The following is a 23,669-nucleotide window of genomic DNA, read 5'->3' on the forward strand; positions in this document are numbered from 1 at the left end:
TACAATAAAATATGAGAAACTAATAATTAGCGTAACTAAATATTTAGAACAGGCTCTATGGCTTATAGTCTTGTCTGGCTTTGCAGAGGCAACTTTTAGCCGAGTACGGGATGGCAAATAAACAAACCATTTTTGCCCGTGTTCTCTTACTTCTGACCAATGGTACTGGTTCAATCTAGGTCGTAAACTTGTAGTGAAAGAGCAGTTCCAATTCGCAAATAAATATGCGACTGTATTTGTTTCACAAAATAGTAAGAATCCTAAATATTTGTCTGACTAAATTTAAGTTTGCCTAACACAACTTCAAAACGAGTGGACTTGTGATGTCCAAGTACGATCGAGCTTTTTACCGCCTTGAAAAGGTTGTAGACGTTTACAAAAGGAAGACACTGATGGGACAAAGTCATAGAGAACATTTTGAGGAAGGCAAACACAAATTGAGTTCTTTTCAAATTCCACCTGCTCTAAAATCTCTAAATGTTTGTTGTTTCGTCATTGGAGAAAGTGTATCTTTTTTTGGCTCATGGATGACCCAAATAGCCTTGGTATGGATGGTTTATCAATTAACCAATTCAGCCGTGCTAGTTGGTGTTGCTGGATTTACCAATCAAGCTATGGGTTTAGTTATTACACCTTTAGTAGGAGTCTTGTTGGATCGCTGGAATGTGCGCTATGTATTACTAACAACTCAGCTACTGTCGATTCTTTTATCTTTTACTCTCACTATTTTGACTCTTAACGGTCATCTTAACGTTATATGGATTATTGCCATTGGTACACTTCAGGGAACAATAAAAGCTTTCGATCTGCCAGCACGGTTGGTAACTATTCCCAGACTAGTGGAGAATAAAGCAGAGACTTACAGCGCGGTTTCAATCCATTCTTTCTCAATTAATACAGCTAAGTTTGCCAGTCCCATGATTGCGGGTTTACTGCTAGCTAGATCGGGAGCAGCAGCTTGTTTTTTAATAGATGCTGTTACCTATATACCCTTTATATCTGCAATTTTAACGGCTCAAATTAGAGCACTTCCTAATAATTCCTCATCTCAAAAAACTCCTTTTTTGAAGAATTTAAAGGAAGGATTCATTTTTGCTTATGAATTTTTACCTATAAGATATACTTTTGTGTTACAAATCGTTATTTGTTTTATGGCAATGACCCATGTTAACCTAATGCCTATTTTTACTCAAACAATATTGTCTGGTAACGCTGAAACTATGGGATTTTTGATGACAGCTTCAGCCCTTGGTTCGATAATTGCAGGTTTTTATCTTATTCTTCGCAAGCAAGTCATAGGGTTAGAGAAAGTGATTACGCGTTCTACAATAATTTTAGGCTTGGGTTTGATGCTTTTTTCTCGCTATAGCAATCTAGAGATTTGTCTGGTTTTAATTTTTTTAGTAGGTATGAGTAATACTTTAACTCTGGCTGCAATTGGTAACTTTGTTCAATCAATTTTGCCTGACGAGAATAAACGAGGTAGAGTGACAAGTATCTTTACAACAGGTTTTTTGGGAATACTGCCTTTTGGTAATTTGTTTTTTGGTGGATTGACAAATCAAATTGGAGTTGCTAACGCTCTATTTTTTGGCGGTATGTGTTGTCTTTTGGGTGCTTTTTATTTTTTCAGGCAAGAGTCTAAAATAAGAAGTATATTACAGTCGGTATATATAAAAATGGGTTTAACAGCAACCAGTAACCAGTAGGATAGTGACTGGTACACGAATGCGGTGGTGAAGCAACGCGATCTTGGGGGTTTCCCTCATGAGTGATTGCCCTGCATGGTTCTACAAGCTACAGCAAGTGGTGAGTCCACCCTTGTAGGAGGGCTCCCACGTCCTGGGAACTGGTGTTTCTAAACCCTTTTAGCCCAACATACCGTTTCTATGTCAAGTTTTAAGAAAATTTCAGGTAGGTAGTACCTACCTGAAACGCATTTAGCCCTTGTATCCAATGAGGATTGAGGAACGCTGCTTTACAACAAGCACAATCGACTTGGAATACCTGTGCTTGAGCTTCAAAATTTTGGATAGTTTGTCTATGTGATGTCTGTAATTAAGTACAGCTAATCGACTGATTTACCGATGTTTTGTTATAGTATAATCACATAACACTCAGTGAAATACAAGCCCCAAGTAAAAATATGTAATCTATAGCAATCCTATTTGAGAGTCGAACAAGGGGGACAAGGGGGACAAGGAAGAGGTGTTTGTAACTATTTTAGGGCCGTTATACGAGCGTTAAAATTGATTAAATAGTTTACGAGACAATACTTGTCGTTGAAAACAAGTGGTGAGACATTCACAATTAAGAAAGCGAATAGAATTCACACTGTAGTTATCAATAAATATGAGAGCAAATCACACACAAAAGACTATCTTATTGCAAACTATTAGGATTTTTCTAGTGCTATTGGTTATGAGTGCGCTAGTTACGGCAACTTTAAAGTATTATTTTGTCTCGCGTCATCAACAGTTCCATTTTACAAATACATTCGCACATCAACAAAAACAAGTCAACAATTTATTACAGCTTATGCAACAGCGATTGATAATCGCTCATGATGTAGCCAGATGGAAATGGAATAAAAAACTCCCTATAGAAGACCGCCAGCGCGAACAGGAATTAATCGCCAAAGTGCGACAGCAAGCAATAGTTTACAACATTCACCCCGATACAGTGACAGCGTTTTTTCAAGGACAGATAGAAGCTGGAAAACAAATACAGAAAGCTGATTTTCAAGCTTGGCAAAGGCAAGGAATAAAATTTTTTACGAATACCCCAGACTTGAAGAAAAACATAAGACCGTCACTCGATAAATTAAATGAGGAATTTTTTCCTGTACTAGCAGAAGTTATTCCATCCCTTGGTTGTTCTTCAGTACGCGAATCTATTCAATCGCGTGCTCCAATTGTCCTTAAAGGAAATGGTATCGAGCAAAACGTCCAACGTACTGCTCTTGCACCTTTGCTAGAAATTAAAGGAGCTTCTTGCCCGGAGGCTTCTCCTTAATGTAAGATTCATTAGCACTGAGATTCTGATGAACAAGATCTCGAAAGACAGAAAGCTGCTGCATAAAGAGGAGTGAACCTACAATACAGGCACTAGCACCAAAGATCACAGTATTAGCAGCACCAATGTAGCTTGCCAAAAAACCAGCTACTAAGTTGCCTATAGGAACTGCTCCAGTAGACGCCATAACGTAAAGACCCGTGATTTGACCGCGCATCTCATCTGTAACCAGTAACTGGAGTACCGTGCGACCCGAAATGATTTGCAGAATAAATCCGACACCAGCTCCCAAGAGCGCAATCAGTGAAAGCCATAATACGTGAGATAAGGCGAAAACTATTAAGCTTACCCCCATGAGAACTGGTCCAAATACCAACACTTTCTCAAACCCAAACATATGCGGGCGTCTGCTCAAGTAAACTCCACCAATTAGCGTTCCAACACTTGAAGCTGTCATGAGAAAGCCAAATGTATTCGGTCCTCCTTGCAGAACTTCAGCAGCAAAAATGGGTCCTAGGGCGAGAAAAAAACCCCAGACAAAGCAAACTAAAGCCGCTCCGATCGCAATCCACCGAATAGGCAGAAAGCGGAAGGCGTAGATAAAGCTTGTTCTAAATTCTTCTAGAGGTTTGCGTACAGACACAACGGCTTTTCTGGGAGCAAGGCGCATTGCGAGGAGGGCGACAACGACGGCAATATAACTGATACTGTCAATCGCAAAACAAATGCCAGATCCAAATGCTGCATTTAACAACCCTGCAACTCCTGGTCCAACCATAGTCGCAATGCTAACCAAGGATGAGTATAAGGCGATCGCATTGCCAAGATTTTCCCTCCCAACTGTTTCTGGTAAAAATGCTTGTCGGGTCGGAATCTCAACAGCATTGACGATCCCTTGCGCCAAAGAGAGAAGTATGATGTGCCAGATGTGGATTGTACCAGTGACAGCCAGCCAGGTTAGGCTTAAAGACTTAAACATTCCCAGAATCTGGGCGACTGTGAGAATGCGGTGACGATTCCAGCGATCGGCTACAATTCCACCCAAAGGAATCAAAACAAAAGTAGGAATTTGGGTAGCAAAACCCACCAGACCCAGCAACCAAGCAGAATTGGTGAGGTGATAGACAAGCCAAGCAGTTGCTACCTGAGTCATGGATGTTCCAATAAGAGAAATTGCCTGACCTACGTAGTACAGCGAAAAATTCCTGAAACGGAAAGTATTAAGCATGACTTGTCCTTTTTTGTATCTGTTTAGTGATTCGGACCGATCTCAACTTCACTAAATTTGAATTCTTCTGGAGGGAAAGCAATAAATCCAGTTTTCACTCCTCGCTGGAATCCTGCTTGCTCGTAAAAGCGTAATGTCTCTTCACGTTTTGAGCCACTCAGAAGCATGACTTTATAACAATCTTGTTTCCATGCAAGATTTAAAGCATAACGCAGCACTTGCGTACTAATTCCCTGCTGTCGGTAATTGGAATGAGTGACAACATTATGAACTACGTGCATCCGGCTACGCCTGAGATGCACGTTTCTGACGCTTCGCTTGAGTAACTTGCTTGAAGCTTCCGCACCAAGTAGAGGTTGACTCATCTGCGCCTGTAGAGGCACGTTCCATACCCCTTGCAACCTGGAGCATAACTATCGCTGCGGCGACATCCCTATCACATTGGTAATCGCATTTTTCGCAATGGTGAACTCTATCAGCTAATGTTTTCTTCTTTTGATGACCACAATTAGGACAAGTCTGAGACGGCTTAACTTTGGTAGTTGGAATCTCAATGTAAAAACCACCTGCCTCTGTGACTTTGTACTTAATTAAGTCCTTGAGATTGCCAATACCAACGTCAAGCAAAGACCGATTCAGTCCTGACTTTTGACGTTTTCTTTTGCCTTTAGATTTGCGGGTCATCCCTTTAAGGTTTAATTTCTCGGTGGCTACCAGGCTATTACAGCTAACTATCTGTGTAGACACTTTATGTTGCCAGTCTTGTCTTTGACGAGCAACGATGAATTGTATTTTAGCTACTGCTTTATTCGCTTTCCTCCAGCATCGTGAAGCTTTAACCCCTTTAGTTGGTGGTCTTTTTCTACGACTGGTTTTAGCTATTTTGTTAATTTTGATTTGTGCGGTTTTAATAAATCTGGGATTCTCGACTACATTGCCATTAGAATCAGCAATTGCATGGTATGTACCAAAATCTAAACCAATAGCACTTGTATCAGTTTGTGGTCGAGTTGGGATGCAATCAACGGTAATTGATGCGTACCATTTACCCTGCTTAAAGATGATTGTACAGGTCTTAGTTTTACCCCAATCCCTAGCTTGACCACGCATAGGGATGTTACCTAAATTAGATATTTTTAGATAACCGTTTTTGCCATTGGTGCAAGCTTTCCATCCCGAATTACAAGGATAAGTCCATCCTTTATAGTAGCGACTGGACTTATATTTTGGATATCCAGATTTGAGTTTAAAAAACCGCTTGAAAGCAAAATCAACACGCTTAACAGTGTCTTGTAACGCATGACTACCAAGTTCTTGGTACTCTTCCCATTCTTCTTTGAAATCAGGCAAACAATTTTGTTGAGCGAAGTAATCTATTGATTTACCAAATTTCTTATAAGAAGTTCTACGATGCTCAACACAAGCGTTATACAAATCCTTGTGAAGTCGTCGCCAATAGTGCATTTTATTAGCTTGCACCTTGGAGGGGTAGAGCCTAAAAGTGATTCGCTTAGTAGCCATAACATATCGACTTTCTGTTATATTTAAGCATAATATTATTTTTGGGTATACCCTGTTAATATGCAGGTAAGAAAAGGTTCTCACAGTGTTTTTAGCGTGAGGTTGCACTTTGTTTTTGTGACTCACTATCGACGTAAAGCTTTAAACGCAGAAATGCTCGACAGACTAAAACAGATGATTGAACAGGTATCGAATAAGATGGACTGCCAATTAATTGAGTTTAACGGTGAGTCAGACCACATACATATATTGCTGGACTTCCACCCAAAAAACTCTATTGCTGCTGTTGTTGGTAGCCTGAAAAGTGCAACAGCAAGAATGCTAAAAAAAGAATTTCCCCAAGAAGTAAAAAAGCATTACTGGGGAAAAGTTTCTTTCTGGTCTAATTCCTACTACGTGTCTTCTTGTGGTGGCGCACCAATAGAAGTGCTTAAAAAATACATCCAAAATCAAGAAGCGCCAAAGACTTAACTGGTGATTATCGAGGCATCGAGCCTCTCGCTTCCCCACGCTATCCTTCCCCAATCTCAGCGAAGCGGATTGGGGAAGGATAGCGTAAGATGTTCAATAAGACCGTATGGACGTGCGCCACGTGTCAAGTTGGGAACAATCGTTAAGTTACTAGTTGCTACTAACTGGTTGGAAACCTCGGCAACTATATAATAAAGACGCGGATCGGACAGAATGCTATCCCACAGGGACTGCAACACTTCGTCGGATGGCAAAGGAGCATCGACAGCGTTCAAGTGGCTGTATAAGAAGAGAAGTTGTGGAAGTTCCTCACGTGCAATCAAGCGAACGGTAATTGCCATATTTGACAAATAAGCAAGGAGTGTTCACTTAAATTATCATGACCAAATGCAAATAAAACGCGTTATCTTGATAAAGATGTCGTATTTTCAAGATTAATATTTCCCGATAATAAACTACGGTAGTTTTTCAGGAATGCTATAGCGTTAAATTTACTTATTAAAAAAGTAGACTTTTTGTTGGCTATGCTTTCGTCATTTCGAGTTTCAGAGATTTTGAGTGGCTTCTTACAGATTTGTTAAGGGTATAGATATGAACGTCAACACGCAGTGGATAAAAACAGATGTGCTGGTCATTGGAGGCGGTACAGCAGGGACAATGGCTGCTATTAAAGCAAAACAAGCTTCTTCAAATGCAGATGTTTTGATTCTGGAAAAGGCGAATATTCGTCGCAGTGGAGCGATCGCAATGGGAATGGATGGTGTGAATACCGCAGTTATCCCCGGACACTCCACCCCAGAACAATATGTTCGTGAAATCACTATTGCCAACGATGGTATTCTCCATCAAAAAGCCGTTTACCAAACAGCAAAACTGGGTTACGAAACAATTCAAGAACTGGAAAGTTGGGGCGTGAAGTTCCAAAAAGATCCTCAAGGGAATTATGATGTCAAGCAAGTTCATCGGGTAGGTAAATACGTACTACCCATGCCAGAAGGCAAAGACCTCAAAACCATTCTTACCCGACAAGTCAAACGCCATAAGGTAAAGGTCACGAACCGCGTCATGGCAACTCGGGTGTTAGTGAAAGAAGGAAAGGCAATTGGTGCTGTCGGGTTTGATGTGCGTGGTGGAGATTTTGTCATTATTCAGGCAAAAGCCGTAATTCTCTGCACTGGTGCTTGCGGGCGGTTGGGGCTTCCTGCATCTGGTTATCTCTACGGGACTTATGAAAACCCCACCAATGCAGGCGATGGTTATTCAATGGCTTATCATGCAGGAGCAGAACTCAGCAATATTGAATGCTTTCAAATCAACCCCCTGATTAAGGACTATAACGGTCCCGCTTGTGCTTACGTTGCAGGTCCGTTTGGTGCGTATACGACTAACGCTGAAGGATACCGCTTCATTAACTGCGATTACTGGAGCGGACAAATGATGTTGGAAATTTGGAAAGAATTAAATTCAGGTAAAGGTCCAATCCAACTACAGATGAGCCATCTAGATGAAGATACAATTTCTGAAATCGAGTCAATTTTGTGGTCAAACGAACGACCCAGCCGCGAACGCTTTCATCAAGGTAGAGGCGAAGACTACCGTACCCACGGTGTGGAGATGAATATCTCAGAAATTGGTCTGTGTAGCGGACATAGCGCTTCTGGCGTTTGGGTTAATGAGAAGGCAGAAACAACAGTCGCAGGGCTGTACGCAGCTGGAGATATGGCAAGCGTTCCCCATAACTATATGATAGGGGCATTTGTTTACGGTCGATTAGCTGGTACTCATGCGATCGAGTACATTCAAAACTTGAACCATCAAGAACCCGATTCCGATTTTTTAGAAGCAGAAAAGGCTCGTATTTATACACCCTTGAACCAACCTAATGGAATCCCCCATACCCAAGTAGAATATAAGCTGCGGCGATTGGTCAATGATTACTTGCAACCACCAAAGTCCGGTCACAAAATGGAAATTGGGTTAAAGCATTTTATTCGCTATCACGAGACGCTAGCGCAGATGGGGGCGCGTGACCCTCATGAATTGATGCGTTGTATGGAAGTGCATTTCATTCGCGATTGTGCAGAAATGGCTGCACGAGCATCGTTATATCGTCGGGAAAGTCGTTGGGGTCTATATCACTATCGTTTGGACTTTCCAGACAAGAATAACGAAGAGTGGTTTTGCCATGTCAATTTAAAGAAAGATGAAGCGGGGGAAATGATGCTGTTTAAGCGTTCTGTTGAACCGTATGTTGTGAAGGTTGATATTGTACAAGAAGTGTATGACGTGACAGTTCACAGTCATTAGAAGCTTGTAGCCTGTTTTATGATATACTTTTAAGACTGTGCTGATGGCCTTCAACAATACAAACTCATCTAATATGGTAGAGCTACGCGAAGCTAACTATTTCTTACCTCCCATTTGACACTCATGCCTTTACCCTCCTATTTTGTTCGTCGATCGCTCCACTATGGTTGGATCGTTGCAGGATTGACTTTTCTTTCTCTGCTAATCGCTGCTGGAATTCGGGCAACTCCTAGCGTTTTCATGGTTCCTTTAGAGCAGGAATTTGGTTGGTCAAGAGCAACAATTTCGTTTGCAATTTCGATGAACTTAATCCTTTATGGATTAATCGGACCATTTGCGGCGACGGTGTACGGGCAATTGGGGATTCGGCGCACGATGGTATTTGCTTTGGCATTTTTAGGAGTTGGTGTTAGCTTAACTACGTTAATGTCACAACCATGGCAATTGGTCTTGCTGTGGGGCGTTATTGTGGGTTGCGGGACAGGGGTAATTGCTTTGGTTTTGGGCGCGATCGTAGCGAATCGATGGTTTGTGGAGCGACGAGGCTTGGTCGTTGGTATTCTCACTGCAAGTACAGCTACCGGACAATTGGTTTTCTTACCATTACTCGCTTCCATTGTAGAGCGCTTTGGTTGGCGCAATGCAGCGTTGACGATCGCCGGCGTAACATTTCTGATTATTCCTTCGATTGCTTTGTTCATGCGAGATCGACCATCTCAAATTGGATTGCAACCTTTTGGTGACACCAACGAAACGCCCCTTGAAGTGCAAGAGTCGCAACAGTCTCAGGGTAATCCTATTACCACGACATTAAATGCCCTAACAATGGGAATGAGAGAGCGTGACTTTTGGTTGTTAGCAGGCAGTTTTTTCGTCTGTGGCGCTAGCACCAACGGGTTAATCGGCACACATCTGATTCCAGCCTGCATCGATTACGGCATTCCTGAAGTCAAAGCAGCTGGATTGCTTGCTGTCATGGGGATGTTTGATTTTGTAGGGACAACAGCATCCGGTTGGCTGAGCGATCGCTGGAACAATCGCTACTTACTGTGCTGGTACTACGGGCTGCGGGGATTGTCTTTGATTTTCTTACCCTTTAGTTTTGCTTCGTTTCACGGGCTCTCGATTTTTGCAATTTTCTATGGTTTAGATTGGATTGCCACAGTCCCGCCAACGATACGGTTAACAACCCAGGTGTTTGGCAAAGAAAAAGCGGGGGTAATGTTTGGTTGGATTGTAGCAGCACATCAAATTGGAGCAGCAACAGCAACTCTGACAGCAGGGACAATGCGGACTGTCTTGGGAACCTACATGCAAGCATTTATCTTGTCGGGTCTGCTGTGCATTTTGGCAGCATTGTTTGTACTGCGTATTGGTCAAAATCCCATTACAGGAAAGCGACAAACAGCTTCAACTTAAATAAGTCTTCAAAATTGTAGAGCAGAAGTCAAGCAAAAGTACTCAGTCATACTTGCAATAGCTTTTAAGTGGAACACTCTTGGAAGTCTTCCATTGATAAAGCAACTGCTAAATTTTTGTATGCCTTGACTTCGATCGCATTTCCGCTCGGATCGCTCAATACCATCTTTGCTTGCTCTGCGTCAGTACCTACAAAGGAAACATTTGGCTTTACCTTAAACTGAATCCTCATTTGATTCAGGTGATGTGCAAGAGCCTCCCAATCATCCCAAGCTAAAATCGCCCCCCAGTGACGCACACCCTGTTCTCCCATCGGTAACACCTCTGAAGGTCGTTCGTGCAAAGTCACTTGCCCTTCAAAGAGAAAGATGTCGCTCCAGTTGTCCCGGACACGACCAACCTTAGCACCGAAGGCGCTCACATAAAATTCCTTGGACTCTGCTAGGTTTCTGACAGGTAAAGCAAGATGAAAAATGGGGCGAAACATAGTGTTTTTAAACCTCTATAACATTATGTACTCAATCAAAAATACATATCTGGAAATGGAGCGTAGGAGTTTTGTTCTCTACAGAATGGTTGCTTCGATCTTGTAAATTATGCAATACTTATGAAGTATAATACTGTAATTCTATCAAGTAACACAATTTTTTAAAAAGTTCAACAATAGCTTAAAATTTTTACTGACATATGAAACTCTACTACGTCACCTTAAATAATTTAGATGAAGCGCGTCAAATCGGGCGTGCTTTGTTAGAACAAAAACTAGCTGTTTGTGTCAACTGGTTTCCCATAACCTGCGCTTACATATGGAAAGGAGAAATCACAGAAGAGCCAGAAGTGGTGTTGATTGTGAAAACGCAATCGGGATACCGTGGTGAAATTGAAAGAGTTATTCACCAATACATTAATTACACTAACTTTATTGCAGAAATCTCACCTACAGAAACTAACCAAAAGTTCTTGGAATGGTTAAATGCTGAAGTTCCCTTACGCCCTTTACAAAGAACATTTGTAGAATAAGAGTTATATGCAATGCCTATTTACGATTCAATCGGTCAACAATATTCTACAACCCGCATACCCGATTCTCGGATTGTCAATACTTTAGTTAACTTACTGAATTTACCAAAAGGGAACACTATTGCCGATCTGGGTGCTGGGACTGGTAGTTACAGTCTAGCACTTGCCGCTCGTGGATTTTCTGTCTGTGCCATAGAACCTTCTTTAGTGATGCAAACCCAAGCACTCGAACATCCAGACATCAAATGGATAACTGGCTGTGCAGAAGCTATTCCTCTACCGGATCGCTCTGTTGATGGATTGATAAGTGTTCTGGCAATCCACCACTTTTCTGACTTAGAAAAAGCGATTTGCGAAATGCATCGGGTTGTCAAATCTGGGGCAATAGTTTTGCTAACCTTTGATATCAGACTGGCTGAAAAGATATGGTTGTATGATTACTTTCCTTGGCTTTGGGAAGATGCGCTACGATTTCTACCACTCCAAGAACTTACCAACTTAATTCAGGCAAGTACCAACAGAAACGTTGAAACCATACCTTTTTTGTTACCTCACGATTTGTCTGATTTATTTGCAGCAGCAGCTTGGAGACGTCCGGAATTGTATTTACAGCCTGAAGTCCGTGCGGGAATCTCTTCTTTTGCTTTAGCCAATTCTCACTTAATCGCTCCCGCAGTTCAGTCTCTTGCAGCAGATTTAAGCAACGGTCAGTGGGATGCAAAGTATGGAAAAATTCGACAGGTGGCAGAAATTGATGTTGGTTATCGTTTTTTACGAGCAACAATAGAAGAGTAAGTAGGTGGGCGGGAAAAAACCTAACTATGTTAAGATAAGTAAATACTAAAAATGAATGATAATGCGAGCATTTTGGTTACGAGAAGATTTAATAAATTGTGCAACATCTGCACCATTTAGTTCTCCGCGAAGATTGTAATCTATAAATATAATGTCAAAATCATAAGCTTTCAGAAGGGTAATGGCACGTTTTCCAGTGTTAACTAACACCCATGCCTGTGAGCGATAGAGTGCAGTCAATATTCGTTGGCGCTCCTCTGTGTCTTCAATCGGCAAAACTTTGAGGGGTACTTTTGATTGAAGTAAGTTATCGTTTAAAGCCAATATAATCTCCAAGTGCCAAAGAAAAACAGCTAGCTACTTTTTGTTTATCGATATCTTTTTCTAGCAATAGATAGTCACTACTCAAATCATCATGTAAGTAAATACAATAAAATAGTTCACAGTCATTAGACAACAGGTATGAAACAGCAACTTCTTTAGCTTCTTCAGACTCAAACTCTTCCCAAAGAGTCCAAATCCGAACATCCTTACAGACTTTTCCAAGACAGTTTGCGAGTTCTTTTGAGACTAATTTGTTTATCTGTGAAAGTCGATAGCCCTTATCAAATTCATTTTCATATAGAACTTCAGGCAATACAACTATAGAAAGTTGTTCTCCATATACGGCTAAGGCATGATTTAGGTTGTCTTGAAAGTAGAGTTGGACTGCACCTGAATTATAAGAAAAAAACTCTTCTTCAGTAAATCGGCTATATTTTAAAAATGATGAGATATCAGTTACAAAGAAACGTTCAACTTCAATTAGACAACGACCAATTGCTTTCTCAAGAATATTCTTTTTCTTAGATAAGATTAAATTTAGTAGCTGCAATTCACTATACATTTTATATTTCACTGTCTGCTTTTATTTTTGAGAGTTTTTTTAAAGCGTTCTCTGATATTTAATATATCACCACTTGGGCCTTTGCCTCGCGTAAAACTAACTGGATCATTGACAAAAACAGCACCATCTGTGCTTCTGACAATAAATTGAAAATCCCCTTTATTTGCATTATTTTGTTGTAATTTGGTATAAATTTCTTCTAAATCATCTATTGTTTTTTGTGTGACAACTTCCGTGTTTACTGGAGGGTTAAGAGGTTGGCTAATCTTTCCAATGATATCTTTACTAAGTAGGTGGGCGTGAATAAACAGAAGTATGTAACAATGTGTAAAGGAGAGAGTGAAATATAGGCGCTCGCAGTTATGGATGGAATTCTAGACCGAGCTAAGGAATGTGGATATTCGGTTGAGCGTTTTCGGTTTCATTCTGCCTAACTTCTCATTTCTCCTTTACATTCATTTACATACCTTTGTTTATTCACACCCACCTACTTAATAAGTATTAAATATTTACTACGGTATATTGACCGAATAATGGTAATATAATGAATGTTCTGATGTAAATACCTGCTGGTTATTGGAACTGTTACGGATTTGAATGTTCGTAGCACCTGTAAAAAATAATACAAATTAGTAACTAATGAATGGAGTCAGACTATGGCTTTAACCAATCAAAGAGTCGATGTTCCAGTGATTGTTGATGAGTCCAAATGTTTGGAGAAATGTACGGCTTGTATTGAGGTTTGTCCTCTAGATGTTTTGGTAAAAAACCCAGAAACAGGCAAAGCGTATATGAAATATGATGAGTGTTGGTTCTGTTTACCTTGCCAGAAGGAATGTCCTACAAACGCAATTACAGTTCAAATTCCTTTTTTATTGCGGTGAGATTGAAAAATGACGGTGGATTCAGAATCTGAATTAAATCAATGGTTGGAATTGCTGCGATCGCCCGACGAAAGCGATCGCTTAGTTGCAGTGAAAAGCCTGCAACATTTGGGGGACGAAGCCGCAACTGATGCTCTTATTGCCGCATTAAAAGATAAAAGCGTCACCGTACAAAAAATTGCCGTGACAGCTTTATGGGAGCTAGGCGATCCCATCGCCGTCCCCGCTTTACTGGAATGTCTGAATTCACCGGAAGAAGACATTCGTAGCGAAGCCCTCTCAGCATTGGGTGAGCTAATATCTGGCGAACATTTGCAATTGTTGCTCAATGCTTTGCAGCAACAGGATATTAACTTACAACAGAACGTGCTGATTCTCTTACGCAAGATTCATGATGCTCGCTCATTTCCTGCGGTGCTGAGTTTCTTTGAATCAGAGCATCCCCAACTGAGAGAAACCGCTGTCACAACTCTCCGCTATCTCAATCAAGTCAAGCAATGTCCGCAAGCTTTACTTCTGTTAAATGACTCAAACGATAATGTACGCCGTGAAGCGGCTCTAACTTTAGGGCATTTAGCGGATGATGGTGTTGTGGACTTACTCAGTCAAACGCTCATTTGCGATCGAGATTGGCAAGTGCGTCGCAATGCTGCTAAGTCTCTTGCAATTCACGCCCATCCTCAAGCAACTCCATCTGTGGAAAAAGCTTTGAAGGATGAACACTGGCAAGTACGGAAATTTGCCATACAAGTGTTGCATGCAATACCAGACACCAAATTATTACCTGCTCTGATTGCTGCATTGAGCGATCGCTACTCAGATGTCAGAAAAGAAGCAGCGATCGCCCTCGGTCATCTAGGTGATTCTAAAGCCCTCTACGCCCTCAAGCAAGCGCTTGATGACCCCGATCGTGAAGTGAGTATACAAGCTGAACGAGCCATTCAAAAGATTAATTCACAGTTAGTGGAACAGTAAATCACAGCCAACTTGCTGGAATCAAAACAGACCTCAGCCTAAACCCCTATTGCATACTATAGGATCTTGCTTTTTTCTTCTAGCTGTGACATATCTTAAAATACGGTCAGTCAGTCAGTTTATAGTATTATAGTATAGACGTTGTTAATTCCTAGCAATCATTTATAAATTAGGAGAATCAGCAACCGTGAGTGCTCGTGATTCAGAGCTAGCATCTACCCTTGGTTTGCACCTAGATTTGGAGGCAGATGTCCTCGTCATTGGAGGTGGACCGGCAGGCACTTGGGCAGCATGGAGTGCTGCCACTCAAGGAGCGAAAGTTATTCTTGCAGATAAAGGCTACTGCGGTACTAGTGGAGCCACAGCAGCGGCTGGCACAACGGTTTGGTATGTTTCCAATCCTGCAAACCGCGAGGCAGAGTTGTCTAAACGAGAAACTCTAGGCGGTTTTCTGAGCGATCGCGACTGGATGAACAGAGTTTTAGATCGGGCTAGGATAAACCTAAATCGGCTGGTAGAGTGGGGCTATCCCTTTTCTCGAGATGATAGCGGACATCCTTATCTTCCTTCACTGCATCAAGGTGTAGAGTATATGCGGTTGATGCGAAAACAAGTGAAAAAGGCAGGTGTAAAAATCCTCGACCACAGCCCCGCACTGGAACTATTGGTAGATGCAGACGGTGCTGTAGCAGGGGCAAAAGGGATGAATCGGCAGACAGGGGAGCATTGGACAATCCGAGCCGCAGCTGTCATTCTTGCGACTGGGGGATGCGCCTTCCTCAGCAAAACCCTAGGATGCAATGTCCTCACGGGGGATGGATATCTTATGGCAGCTGAAGTTGGTGCTCAATTATCAGGTATGGAGTTTTCCAACGCTTATGCTTTAACTCCCGCCTTTGCTTCCGTGACTAAAGGTGCATATTATCGCTATGCTACTTTTACCTATGAAGATGGAACTGCGATCGAGGGCAAAGATCGCCGAGATATTGCCCGTATATTGCTAACTCAACCCGTTTATGCTTGTATCGATAAAGCTTCTGAAGAAGAAAAAAGTTGGATGCGAACAATTCAACATAATTTCTTCTTACCCTTTGAGCGAGTTGGGATCGATCCCTTTACGCAACGATTTCCTGTTACGTTACGTTTAGAGGGAACTGTTCGGGGTACGGGTGGATTGCGAATTGTTGATGAAACGTGTGCCACATCTGTTCCCGGTCTTTATGCTGTTGGAGATGCAGCAACACGAGAACTCATTTGCGGTGGTGCATCAGGAGGTGGTAGTCCCAATGCAGCGTGGGCAACTGCGTCTGGTGATTGGGCGGGTGAAGCAGCTGCTCTTTATGCGCGTCAATTAGGGAGTCAAGTTAACAGGCGATCGCTACATAGAATTGATGGAGCAACACTCCGTCCTAGCAGCCGTACTTTTGAGCCCACAGATATAATTCGTGCAGTACAAGCGGAGGTGATGCCATACGATCGCAACTTATTCCGTACAGAACACGGGTTATCAGAGTCACTTCAGCGATTGGACGAGTTGTGGAGTGAAATTCGCAATGCATCCGTTCAGTCAGAACAGCAAACAATTCAAGCGAGAGAAGCGGCTGCAATGGTTGCAACGGCGAGGTGGATGTATGCCACTGCTTTAGAACGAAGAGAATCTCGCGGTATGCACAAACATGAAGATTATTTCCACACTGATGCAAAACAACAACACCGTTTGTTGAGTGGTGGACTCGATCGCGTTTGGGTCAAACCAGAACAAGATATTGCATATCAAATGTGGCAAGAAAGTATTGTTTGTCAGAGTTGAAATAGTCTTATTTCTATTTTGTCCAAAGATTTTGATTTAATTGAACCGCAAAGACGCGAAGGACGCGAAGAAATAGGAGAAGATAATCGGTGACCTTATAAGACAGAAAGACGGAATTGAAAATTCAATTAATCAAAAATATAAAATATAAAATTCATGATTGAATTAGTCAGTGAATCTCGTTGTATACATTGCAATATTTGTGTGACTGTTTGCCCAACTAATGTCTTTGACAAAGTTTCTAATGCTCCTCCTACAATTGCCCGTCAGAGTGATTGTCAGACTTGTTACATTTGTGAATTGTATTGCCCGGTTGATGCTTTGTTTGTTGCTCCTCAAGCAGATGAATCTGTTGCAGTTGATGAGGAGTTTTTAATGGAGTCGGGATTGCTGGGAACATACCGCAAAAAGTTGGGTTGGGGACGAGGACGCACTCCATCCGCGCAACTAGAACAATCTGCTAAATTCTTCAAATACTCTCCCTAAGAATTGAGGGTTAGGGAAAAGTGATTTTCATGTTTTTTGCTGTACTTAGTTTATCATCACTATTTATTTAGAGGAAGATAAAAATGCCACTTCAAGAATCAATATCTACTTGGGATCAATTGTTAGAAGTTGCCCGAAAAAATACCCCGGCTCGGCGGATACGCAGACCCGGACAATCACCTTCTACGGCTCCTATTCCCAGTGGTCTTCATAAACTAAGCTCCGATACACCACCTGTACTGCTCTACCGCGATACCAATTCTTGGTGTCCTTTTTGCGAACGAGTTTGGTTTGCCTTAGAAGAAAAAGAAATTCCCTTTGAAACAGAATTTATAGATTTAAGTAACAAGCCTAAGTGGTATACCGATCTCGTTCCCACAACACTTGTTCCAGCTGCAAAAATTGAAGGCGAATTAGTCTACGAATCTAAAGATATTCTCTTGGCTTTGGAGGAGCGGTTTAGCAGTCCGCCTCTGCTTCCTGAAGATCCTGAAGAAAACGCAGTGGCCAGACAGTGGGTTGAGAATGCTGAAACCAGTGGTTTTTTAGGTGCTGCTTATAAATTTTTAAGACAACCAACTTCAGATCCTAACGAGCTAGCTAACTTTCAAGCAGAGTTGGAAGCTAAATTAGACGCACTTGAAGAAACCTTAGGGAAATACCCAGGTCCTTACTTTGTGTCAACGTTTAGTTTGGTAGATATTATGTATAGCCCTCATTTGGATCGATTGGCTGCCAATCTACCAGTATACCGAGGGTATCATATCAAGGGAAATGAACGCTTCCCTCGACTTAACGCTTGGTTTGAGGCAATCAAACAACGTCCTGCCTATCACCGAGTCAGATCGGACAGTACAACTAACAATTTACTTTTGCGTCGCAGATTCGGTTTACAACCAATCGGGAATCCATTACCTCTAGATGCAACAGACACTGAGGCACTTCAGTACCGCGCAGAAGCTGCTGAAAGATTGAGTGATAACCGAGAAGTTGCGATCGCAGATATCGTGAAAAACTCTGGAGTGCAAGCACTAGCAGCAGATGGGGACATTTCAGCAGTGAAAGAAGCTGTTGAGTGGCATCTTAAACTGCTAGCAGAGTATCTCCTTCATGGGAATGGTTCACCCTTACTAGGTGGACGCACGGGAGGTAAAGAAAATACCACCGATCCGACTGTAGCAGCTGTTGGAGCCATTACACTTGCCTATGTGAGAAATCGCATCTGTGCTCCTCGTGATATGAGTGCGGGTGCTGCTACAGCATTCCGAGCTGCAGCCGATAAAGTCTTAGCATCACTCTATTAAGTATGAAGGATAAAATACCTTCATCCACTCTCGTTCCCAAACCCTCATTTCCAGACTCTCGTTCCTAGTGGTCCACCACATAAGTTTTAATGGGTAAAACGATGTTCAAGCTCATCCTCTTTTTCTCTTCCTCTGCGCCCTCTGCGCCTCTGCGGTTTTTCAATCAACCCTCAAATTCAATGTGGTGAACCACTAGGCTCTGCTTGGGAATGACTGCTCGAAGGCTCTGCCTCCTGTCCTTAGTAAACTTGACTAAGTCGGTAAATTTATCCGAGAATAACAAAATCTTAAATAGTTAGATGTCCTAACAGTTTGGCTAACATCCAAAAAATGAGTACAAAAAAACAACTGAAATTAGGGGCATTCTTGCCCGGTTCCGGACATCACTTAGCAGCGTGGCGACACCCCAACGCACAAGCTGATGGAGGGCTGAACTTCCAGCACTATAAACGACTCGCGCAGACAGCTGAACGAGGCAAATTCGATATGGTTTTCCTTGCTGACGGTGTAGCTGTGCGGGAACGAGGACCAGGAAAGGAAGCGCTAAGCCGAACCACAGTTGTTCACTTTGAACCTCTGACCTTACTATCAGCTTTGTCAGTCGTAACAGAACATATCGGGTTAACAGCAACGGTATCAACCACTTACAACGAACCTTATCACCTTGCTCGTAAATTTGCATCATTAGACCATTTAAGTGGGGGTCGTGCTGGATGGAATCTTGTGACTTCTGCAACAGAAGTTGAAGCAAAGAACTTCAACCGCGATCGGCACATGGAGCATACATTACGGTATGAGCGTGCGAAAGAGTTTGTCGATGTGGTGACTAAACTTTGGGATAGTTGGGAAGACGATGCTTTCTTACGCGATAAAGAATCAGGCATTTACTTCGATCGAGACAAATTACACATTCCCGATCATAAAGGCGAGCATTTTTCAGTCAAAGGACCTCTCAATGTGGCTCGTCCAGTACAAGGATATCCAGTTATCATTCAAGCTGGGTCTTCTGAGGACGGTAAGAATCTAGCAGCACAAACAGCAGAAGTGATTTTTACTGCACAACAAACATTGGAAGAGGCTCAGGCATTTTACACGGATGTCAAGAGTCGATTAACACAGTACGGGCGTTCTCCCGACAGCCTCAAGATTATGCCCGGAATTTTTCCGGTAATTGGCAAAACCGAGCAAGAAGCCAAGGACAAATTCGAGCAACTTCAAGAATTAATCGATCCACACGTTGGATTGGGTTTGCTTGGAGGGATGATAGGTGGATTTGATTTGTCCAACTACCCAATAGATGGTCCGCTTCCAGAATTACCAGAGACCAACGGTGGTAAAAGCCGTCAAAAACTACTGACCGATCTTGCCCGTAGAGAAAATTTAACCATCCGGCAATTGTATTTGTCGATTGCTGGCGCACGCGGACACCGACAAACTGTAGGAACACCAGAACAAATCGCAGATCTATTGGAAGATTGGTTTGTGAATGGTGGGGCTGATGGATTCAATATCATGCCACCTTACTTACCTGGTGGTTTAGATGATTTTGTGAATTTAGTGATTCCTGAATTGCAACGTCGAGGATTATTTCGGACTGAGTATGAAGGTCAAACTCTCCGCGAGAATCTCGGTTTACCCCGTCCGGTAAACCAATTTAGTTCTCGTGCAGGATCGCCAGAACTGGTAACAGTAGGAGCCTCTACTTAAGCACAAATTTTCTCTATGTGGATTCACACTGAAAACACACTTTGGTCGGGGTAAGAAAATCGTTCTTCTAGATGAAATTCTATCCTCCCCAACCCCTAACCCCTAAACCTCTAATTAAACATATGAGTTTCCAAAACTTTGACATTAAACCAGTCGCAGGACGTATCGGTGCTGAAATTATAGGTGTTGACTTGAGTGCCGATCTCAGTAAGGATATTATCAGCGAGATCCGTCAGGCACTCGTTCAATATAAAGTGATTTTCTTCCGTCACCAACAGCTAGATGCCAATGGGCAAGTTACTTTTGCTCGCAGATTTGGTGAAGTCACAACAGCACACCCTACCGTACCATCATTTCCAGGACACCCAGAAGTTTTAGACCTAAATTACGGGCGGACTGTTACCCGTGCCAATAACTGGCACACTGATGTCACCTTCGTAGATCGTCCTCCGCTTGGTTCTATTTTACGCGCGATTGTTATACCACCATCTGGAGGCGATACAATTTGGGCAAACTCCGTAACTGCATATCAAGACTTACCAGCGCATCTACGTAATCTTGCAGACCAACTCTGGGCTATACATAGCAACGCATATGACTATGCCGTTACGCCAATTGACATTTCTGAAGAGGTTAAGGCGTACCGAGATGTCTTCACATCTACTGTCTACGAAACGCTTCATCCAGTTGTACGCGTTCATCCTGAGTCGGGCGAGCGCGGTCTCTTCATTGGTGGTTTTGTTCGTCAAATCCGTGGCTTATCGCCAGCTGAATCGGCAGATATTCTCCGACTTTTACAGGCGTATGTGACTCGTCCGGAAAATACTGTTCGCTGGCGCTGGCAAGAGGGTGATGTCGCATTCTGGGACAATCGAGCGACTCAACATTACGCGATCGCTGATTATGGTGACCAACCCCGCCACGTTCAGCGAGTGACACTCGTTGGAGATATCCCCGTTGGTATCGATGGTAAACAAAGTGAGGCCATCAAGGGAGACTCTTCTACTTACAACCAACGTATACCGGTTGCTGCCTGAGATTGAGAAGGATAAACTCTGCGCTAGAACTTTGGTCTGTTCGATCGGGCAAACCAGTTTAGCGCATTTATCACCTCTTCTGAACAAGCGGCTCTCAGTTGTTCAATCTAATAAAGAACGTAGAATGATGAAGAACCAAGAACCGAGTATCTTGGTGGGGAGTGGGGTTCGCAAGAACCCTCTTTTGGCGTGTTTTAAGTATTATTAATTTACTTAACGCACAGATTTTAATAAAAAAATACTCAAATAAAATAGTGCTGCACTTTTACAATGAAAACACAATGCACACAACACACGGTAAGTCACGATGAATCTGTCACTCACTCCAGAACTTGAACAGTTTGTCCAAAACCAGGTAGAAAGTGGTAAATACGCTTCACAAGAAGAAGTTGTCCTGGCTGCACTACACATATTGGCAGACCGGGAACGCATCTACAAGGGGCGATTTGAAGAATTGCAGCAGGAAATCACCATTGGTGTAGAAGCATCATTACGCGGGGAAGTTGTTGATAGCGAAACCGTGTTCAGCCAATTACAGCAGAAGTTACAACAGCGTCGGGAGCCGACAGGCTAGTCAATGAGCAATATTTGCCGATTTACCGTTCCTGCCAGCCGGGACATTGAGAATATTATTGACTACATTGCTGATAGCAGCAGTTTAGATGCGGCAGATCGCTTTCTCATCAAAATCAATCAAAAGTGTAAGACTTTAGCTAATTTTCCCAACATGGGACGCAGGCGCGATGAACTTTTACCATCGTTACGAAGTTTCCCTGTCGATGATTATATAATATTTTATCGCCCAATTGAAGGGGGAATCGAAATACTACGGGTAGTGAGTGGTTATCGGGATTTGAACGCTTTGTTTGAAGGACTGGATGATGAGTGATGAACGATAAAGTGAGGATGAGGGAGGAAAGGACATAAGTTTCAAAGTCCTTATTCTGTTGTGTCAGAATCGGATCTCCCAATTTCCCCCATCGTTTTCAAGCTGTCTCTTGCAGCAGCACGAACAATTCTATTTGAGTCTTGTCTAAGTCGTTGGCGAATTTCTTCGTCAGTATTGGGATTTTGAGCGATCGCGTCTTCCGCCCAAAAAAGGATTATGCAAGAAGTTTAGATTGTGACCAATTCCCTTTGGGAAAAAGCTTTTAGCTCGGAGAAAAAACCTATGAATGATTTTGTGACTGGTGGATGCCTGTGTGGATTCGTTAGATACGAGTACAGAGGTGAACTGGGATTAGCAAACTACTGTCATTGTAACGATTGCAGGAAAACCACAGGTAGCGCTTTTAATATTGGAGTTAAAGTTCATGCACCGAATCTCCGTGTTATCTCAGGTTATGTCAGGAGCTACACAAAAACAACGGGTAGTGGCGACACGATCGCTCGTGAATTTTGCCCGGAGTGCGGTTCGCCCTTATTTACGAGAGCTTTTGCTAAGCCAGAGTTTGTTTGGATCAAAGCTGGAAGCCTAGACGATCCAACACTAGTTAAACCAACATATCAAATTTGGCGCGATCGCGCAGTGCTGTGGGCTTATATTGATGCCGAACTGCCAAGCTTTCCTGGTAACCGTACTGTCGTAGAAACGAAAGACACCCAACCGACAGTTTTAGGAGACAAACAACAACAATGAAAGTAGAGACACAACGCCTCATTCTTAGAGAATTTCAACTAGAAGACTTTCAGCAGCTCGCACCGATACTTGCCAACCCACAAGTCATGAAATTTTCTCTAGCAGGTACTCTTTCACCCTTGCAAACACAGGAAAAAATAGCAAGTTTCATTACTTCCTATACAAAATATGGTTTTGGTAAATGGGCTGTTATTTTCAAAGAAAGCAATGAGTTGATTGGCTATTGTGGGATAGCAGTTGAAGAAATTGATAATCAAGCAGAAAAAGAAATTGGCTATCGGCTCGATCCCAGGTTTTGGGGTAGAGGTTTGGCAACGGAAGCGGCGACAGCAGCTTTGCGATATGGATTCACTCGACTCAAACTCCCATATATTCTTGGTATTGTTCAACGTGAGAATATGAGATCGGTAGAAGTTCTCAAGAAATTAGGAATGCGATATGAGAGGGACACTATATATCGTGGAATCGAAATGAATGTGTATCGAGTCACTCAAAATGTCTATTTATAAAAAAGGAATGCAAACAGAACTGGTTATTTTTGACTGTGATGGAGTGTTGGTAGATAGTGAGGCATTAGGTAATCGCGTTCTTGTCGAATTTGTGACAGAGTTGGGACTGGCACTAGAACTTGAAGAAGCCATTTTGTTGTTTAAGGGTTGCAAAATGGCTGATTGTGTTGCTGTCATTGAAGACAAGCTTGGGAGAAAAATGCCACCAGATTTTGTGACTCAACTTCGCGCTCGGACTGCTGAGGTATTCGAGCGTGAACTGCGTCCTGTGGAAGGCATAGAGGCGGCTCTAGACAAAATAGATTTACCTATTTGCGTTGCATCAAGTGGTCCGGTGGAAAAAATTAAGTTAGCTCTGCGTGTCACTAACTTATTGCCTCGATTTGAAGGGCGTATCTTTAGCTCGTATGAAATTGGAAGTTGGAAGCCAGCACCCGACTTATTCTTATATGCAGCCAAACATATGGGATTTCAAGCTACATCTTGCACTGTTGTAGAAGATAGCATTTTAGGTGTGCGTGCAGGTGTTGCTGCAGGTATGAGAGTTTTAGGTTACATTGCTCCAAGTGAGAGGGCTCTATTTGAGTCATTTGAAGTGAGAGTTTTCCACTCTATGTACCAACTGCCTTCTTTGGTGTTACAACAAATATAGATTT

General features: G+C 42.4%; 26 protein-coding genes. 19 read left to right on the forward strand and 7 right to left on the reverse strand.

What is annotated here, in order from left to right; all coding sequences use genetic code 11:
* Window positions 1–323 precede the first annotated feature (323 nt).
* On the forward strand, window positions 324–1,709 hold the full coding sequence (locus tag AB0756_RS06395) for an MFS transporter (RefSeq protein ID WP_237266062.1): 1,386 nt from the start codon (window positions 324–326) through the stop codon (window positions 1,707–1,709).
* A gap of 643 nt (window positions 1,710–2,352) precedes the next feature.
* Window positions 2,353–3,015 (forward strand): gamma subclass chorismate mutase AroQ, encoded by a 663-nt coding sequence (aroQ, locus tag AB0756_RS06400; RefSeq protein WP_050046347.1) that lies wholly within the window; start codon window positions 2,353–2,355, stop codon window positions 3,013–3,015.
* On the opposite strand, the gene AB0756_RS06405 is transcribed toward aroQ, so the two are convergent.
* From AB0756_RS06405 to AB0756_RS06415, 3 genes are read right to left on the reverse strand one after another with little or no spacing between them, the layout of a single operon-like run.
* Entirely contained in the window at window positions 2,981–4,243 is a 1,263-nt protein-coding gene (locus tag AB0756_RS06405; RefSeq protein ID WP_050046348.1) for an MFS transporter, read from the reverse strand. The genes aroQ and AB0756_RS06405 overlap by 35 nt on opposite strands.
* 23 nt (window positions 4,244–4,266) lie before the next feature.
* Window positions 4,267–4,524 (reverse strand): GNAT family N-acetyltransferase, encoded by a 258-nt coding sequence (locus tag AB0756_RS06410; protein ID WP_237265846.1) that lies wholly within the window; start codon window positions 4,522–4,524, stop codon window positions 4,267–4,269.
* 4 nt (window positions 4,525–4,528) lie between these two features.
* On the reverse strand, window positions 4,529–5,764 hold the full coding sequence (locus AB0756_RS06415; RefSeq protein ID WP_038088356.1) for an RNA-guided endonuclease InsQ/TnpB family protein: 1,236 nt from the start codon (window positions 5,762–5,764) through the stop codon (window positions 4,529–4,531).
* 60 nt (window positions 5,765–5,824) lie between these two features.
* Between AB0756_RS06415 and tnpA the strand changes: the two genes are divergently transcribed.
* A complete protein-coding gene (gene tnpA / locus AB0756_RS06420) occupies window positions 5,825–6,235 on the forward strand; it encodes an IS200/IS605 family transposase (RefSeq protein WP_038088359.1) in 411 nt (136 codons plus the stop codon).
* Between the two features lie 56 nt (window positions 6,236–6,291).
* On the opposite strand, the gene AB0756_RS06425 is transcribed toward tnpA, so the two are convergent.
* Window positions 6,292–6,576 (reverse strand): hypothetical protein, encoded by a 285-nt coding sequence (locus tag AB0756_RS06425; RefSeq protein WP_202048593.1) that lies wholly within the window; start codon window positions 6,574–6,576, stop codon window positions 6,292–6,294.
* 250 nt (window positions 6,577–6,826) lie between these two features.
* Between AB0756_RS06425 and AB0756_RS06430 the strand changes: the two genes are divergently transcribed.
* A complete protein-coding gene (locus AB0756_RS06430; RefSeq protein ID WP_072040798.1) occupies window positions 6,827–8,542 on the forward strand; it encodes a fumarate reductase/succinate dehydrogenase flavoprotein subunit in 1,716 nt (571 codons plus the stop codon).
* A 123-nt stretch (window positions 8,543–8,665) separates the two neighbouring features.
* On the forward strand, window positions 8,666–9,961 hold the full coding sequence (locus AB0756_RS06435; protein ID WP_038088362.1) for an MFS transporter: 1,296 nt from the start codon (window positions 8,666–8,668) through the stop codon (window positions 9,959–9,961).
* A 64-nt stretch (window positions 9,962–10,025) separates the two neighbouring features.
* Here the strand turns inward: AB0756_RS06435 and AB0756_RS06440 are convergent, their stop codons facing one another.
* Window positions 10,026–10,448, reverse strand: a complete 423-nt coding sequence (locus AB0756_RS06440) for a VOC family protein (protein ID WP_050046349.1) — start codon at window positions 10,446–10,448, stop codon at window positions 10,026–10,028.
* A 200-nt stretch (window positions 10,449–10,648) separates the two neighbouring features.
* Here AB0756_RS06440 and cutA point away from each other — a divergent pair, with 200 nt between their 5' ends.
* Together cutA and AB0756_RS06450 are read left to right on the forward strand one after the other, a co-directional pair.
* Window positions 10,649–10,981, forward strand: coding sequence for a divalent-cation tolerance protein CutA (gene cutA / locus AB0756_RS06445; RefSeq protein WP_038088366.1), 333 nt, complete (start codon window positions 10,649–10,651; stop codon window positions 10,979–10,981).
* A gap of 12 nt (window positions 10,982–10,993) precedes the next feature.
* The gene (locus AB0756_RS06450; protein ID WP_038088370.1) at window positions 10,994–11,776 is read left to right on the forward strand and encodes a class I SAM-dependent methyltransferase; all 783 of its coding nucleotides are present in this window, start codon (window positions 10,994–10,996) and stop codon (window positions 11,774–11,776) included.
* Window positions 11,777–11,821: 45 nt separating this feature from the next.
* On the opposite strand, the gene AB0756_RS06455 is transcribed toward AB0756_RS06450, so the two are convergent.
* Together AB0756_RS06455 and AB0756_RS06460 are read right to left on the reverse strand one after the other, a co-directional pair.
* Window positions 11,822–12,100, reverse strand: a complete 279-nt coding sequence (locus AB0756_RS06455) for a cyclic-phosphate processing receiver domain-containing protein (protein ID WP_050046350.1) — start codon at window positions 12,098–12,100, stop codon at window positions 11,822–11,824.
* Window positions 12,084–12,674, reverse strand: coding sequence for a hypothetical protein (locus AB0756_RS06460; RefSeq protein WP_408019781.1), 591 nt, complete (start codon window positions 12,672–12,674; stop codon window positions 12,084–12,086). The genes AB0756_RS06455 and AB0756_RS06460 overlap by 17 nt, the downstream gene beginning before the upstream one ends.
* A gap of 644 nt (window positions 12,675–13,318) precedes the next feature.
* Between AB0756_RS06460 and AB0756_RS06465 the strand changes: the two genes are divergently transcribed.
* The 12 genes from AB0756_RS06465 to AB0756_RS06520 all read left to right on the forward strand — a co-directional run bounded on the left by AB0756_RS06465 (window position 13,319) and on the right by AB0756_RS06520 (window position 23,665).
* Window positions 13,319–13,546: a 4Fe-4S dicluster domain-containing protein gene (locus AB0756_RS06465; RefSeq protein ID WP_050046351.1), complete on the forward strand. Its 228-nt coding sequence runs from the start codon at window positions 13,319–13,321 to the stop codon at window positions 13,544–13,546.
* Between the two features lie 9 nt (window positions 13,547–13,555).
* The gene (locus AB0756_RS06470; RefSeq protein WP_038088381.1) at window positions 13,556–14,521 is read left to right on the forward strand and encodes a HEAT repeat domain-containing protein; all 966 of its coding nucleotides are present in this window, start codon (window positions 13,556–13,558) and stop codon (window positions 14,519–14,521) included.
* Window positions 14,522–14,708: 187 nt separating this feature from the next.
* Window positions 14,709–16,331 carry an FAD-dependent oxidoreductase gene (locus AB0756_RS06475; RefSeq protein WP_050046352.1) on the forward strand — a complete coding sequence of 541 codons (1,623 nt, stop codon included), beginning with the start codon at window positions 14,709–14,711 and terminating at the stop codon, window positions 16,329–16,331.
* Window positions 16,332–16,487: 156 nt separating this feature from the next.
* On the forward strand, window positions 16,488–16,817 hold the full coding sequence (locus AB0756_RS06480) for a 4Fe-4S dicluster domain-containing protein (RefSeq protein WP_038088384.1): 330 nt from the start codon (window positions 16,488–16,490) through the stop codon (window positions 16,815–16,817).
* Window positions 16,818–16,900: 83 nt separating this feature from the next.
* Window positions 16,901–18,121 (forward strand): glutathione S-transferase family protein, encoded by a 1,221-nt coding sequence (locus AB0756_RS06485; protein WP_038088387.1) that lies wholly within the window; start codon window positions 16,901–16,903, stop codon window positions 18,119–18,121.
* A 330-nt stretch (window positions 18,122–18,451) separates the two neighbouring features.
* A complete protein-coding gene (locus AB0756_RS06490) occupies window positions 18,452–19,828 on the forward strand; it encodes an LLM class flavin-dependent oxidoreductase (RefSeq protein WP_038088390.1) in 1,377 nt (458 codons plus the stop codon).
* Between the two features lie 122 nt (window positions 19,829–19,950).
* A complete protein-coding gene (locus tag AB0756_RS06495; protein ID WP_038088543.1) occupies window positions 19,951–20,865 on the forward strand; it encodes a TauD/TfdA dioxygenase family protein in 915 nt (304 codons plus the stop codon).
* Window positions 20,866–21,172: 307 nt separating this feature from the next.
* Window positions 21,173–21,439 carry a type II toxin-antitoxin system ParD family antitoxin gene (locus AB0756_RS06500; RefSeq protein ID WP_038088393.1) on the forward strand — a complete coding sequence of 89 codons (267 nt, stop codon included), beginning with the start codon at window positions 21,173–21,175 and terminating at the stop codon, window positions 21,437–21,439.
* Window positions 21,440–21,442: 3 nt separating this feature from the next.
* Complete coding sequence (locus AB0756_RS06505) at window positions 21,443–21,754, forward strand: type II toxin-antitoxin system RelE/ParE family toxin (protein WP_038088395.1); 312 nt, start codon at window positions 21,443–21,445, stop codon at window positions 21,752–21,754.
* A 282-nt stretch (window positions 21,755–22,036) separates the two neighbouring features.
* Complete coding sequence (locus AB0756_RS06510) at window positions 22,037–22,504, forward strand: GFA family protein (protein ID WP_153021524.1); 468 nt, start codon at window positions 22,037–22,039, stop codon at window positions 22,502–22,504.
* Window positions 22,501–23,013: a GNAT family N-acetyltransferase gene (locus AB0756_RS06515; RefSeq protein ID WP_038088398.1), complete on the forward strand. Its 513-nt coding sequence runs from the start codon at window positions 22,501–22,503 to the stop codon at window positions 23,011–23,013. Before AB0756_RS06510 ends, AB0756_RS06515 begins: the two co-directional genes overlap by 4 nt.
* Window positions 23,000–23,665, forward strand: coding sequence for an HAD family hydrolase (locus tag AB0756_RS06520; RefSeq protein WP_202048592.1), 666 nt, complete (start codon window positions 23,000–23,002; stop codon window positions 23,663–23,665). Before AB0756_RS06515 ends, AB0756_RS06520 begins: the two co-directional genes overlap by 14 nt.
* Window positions 23,666–23,669: the final 4 nt, after the last annotated feature.

The organism is Tolypothrix campylonemoides VB511288_2 (assembly GCF_045999855.1).
Taxonomy (GTDB): domain Bacteria; phylum Cyanobacteriota; class Cyanobacteriia; order Cyanobacteriales; family Nostocaceae; genus Scytonema; species Scytonema bouteillei_A.

What these genes read in the sequence shown, in the direction of transcription:
- cutA (WP_038088366.1), top strand. Translation starts at nt 10,649, where the DNA reads ATGAAACTCTACTACGTCACCTTAAATAATTTAGATGAAGCGCGTCAA.
- AB0756_RS06480 (WP_038088384.1), top strand. Translation starts at nt 16,488, where the DNA reads ATGATTGAATTAGTCAGTGAATCTCGTTGTATACATTGCAATATTTGT.
- AB0756_RS06495 (WP_038088543.1), top strand. Translation starts at nt 19,951, where the DNA reads ATGAGTTTCCAAAACTTTGACATTAAACCAGTCGCAGGACGTATCGGT.
- AB0756_RS06465 (WP_050046351.1), top strand. Translation starts at nt 13,319, where the DNA reads ATGGCTTTAACCAATCAAAGAGTCGATGTTCCAGTGATTGTTGATGAG.
- AB0756_RS06430 (WP_072040798.1), top strand. Translation starts at nt 6,827, where the DNA reads ATGAACGTCAACACGCAGTGGATAAAAACAGATGTGCTGGTCATTGGA.
- AB0756_RS06490 (WP_038088390.1), top strand. Translation starts at nt 18,452, where the DNA reads ATGAGTACAAAAAAACAACTGAAATTAGGGGCATTCTTGCCCGGTTCC.
- AB0756_RS06450 (WP_038088370.1), top strand. Translation starts at nt 10,994, where the DNA reads ATGCCTATTTACGATTCAATCGGTCAACAATATTCTACAACCCGCATA.
- AB0756_RS06405 (WP_050046348.1), bottom strand. Translation starts at nt 4,243, where the DNA reads ATGCTTAATACTTTCCGTTTCAGGAATTTTTCGCTGTACTACGTAGGT.
- AB0756_RS06410 (WP_237265846.1), bottom strand. Translation starts at nt 4,524, where the DNA reads ATGCACGTAGTTCATAATGTTGTCACTCATTCCAATTACCGACAGCAG.
- AB0756_RS06520 (WP_202048592.1), top strand. Translation starts at nt 23,000, where the DNA reads ATGTCTATTTATAAAAAAGGAATGCAAACAGAACTGGTTATTTTTGAC.
- AB0756_RS06415 (WP_038088356.1), bottom strand. Translation starts at nt 5,764, where the DNA reads ATGGCTACTAAGCGAATCACTTTTAGGCTCTACCCCTCCAAGGTGCAA.
- AB0756_RS06470 (WP_038088381.1), top strand. Translation starts at nt 13,556, where the DNA reads ATGACGGTGGATTCAGAATCTGAATTAAATCAATGGTTGGAATTGCTG.
- aroQ (WP_050046347.1), top strand. Translation starts at nt 2,353, where the DNA reads ATGAGAGCAAATCACACACAAAAGACTATCTTATTGCAAACTATTAGG.
- AB0756_RS06485 (WP_038088387.1), top strand. Translation starts at nt 16,901, where the DNA reads ATGCCACTTCAAGAATCAATATCTACTTGGGATCAATTGTTAGAAGTT.
- AB0756_RS06515 (WP_038088398.1), top strand. Translation starts at nt 22,501, where the DNA reads ATGAAAGTAGAGACACAACGCCTCATTCTTAGAGAATTTCAACTAGAA.
- AB0756_RS06500 (WP_038088393.1), top strand. Translation starts at nt 21,173, where the DNA reads ATGAATCTGTCACTCACTCCAGAACTTGAACAGTTTGTCCAAAACCAG.
- AB0756_RS06440 (WP_050046349.1), bottom strand. Translation starts at nt 10,448, where the DNA reads ATGTTTCGCCCCATTTTTCATCTTGCTTTACCTGTCAGAAACCTAGCA.
- AB0756_RS06395 (WP_237266062.1), top strand. Translation starts at nt 324, where the DNA reads ATGTCCAAGTACGATCGAGCTTTTTACCGCCTTGAAAAGGTTGTAGAC.
- tnpA (WP_038088359.1), top strand. Translation starts at nt 5,825, where the DNA reads ATGCAGGTAAGAAAAGGTTCTCACAGTGTTTTTAGCGTGAGGTTGCAC.
- AB0756_RS06510 (WP_153021524.1), top strand. Translation starts at nt 22,037, where the DNA reads ATGAATGATTTTGTGACTGGTGGATGCCTGTGTGGATTCGTTAGATAC.
- AB0756_RS06435 (WP_038088362.1), top strand. Translation starts at nt 8,666, where the DNA reads ATGCCTTTACCCTCCTATTTTGTTCGTCGATCGCTCCACTATGGTTGG.
- AB0756_RS06505 (WP_038088395.1), top strand. Translation starts at nt 21,443, where the DNA reads ATGAGCAATATTTGCCGATTTACCGTTCCTGCCAGCCGGGACATTGAG.
- AB0756_RS06425 (WP_202048593.1), bottom strand. Translation starts at nt 6,576, where the DNA reads ATGGCAATTACCGTTCGCTTGATTGCACGTGAGGAACTTCCACAACTT.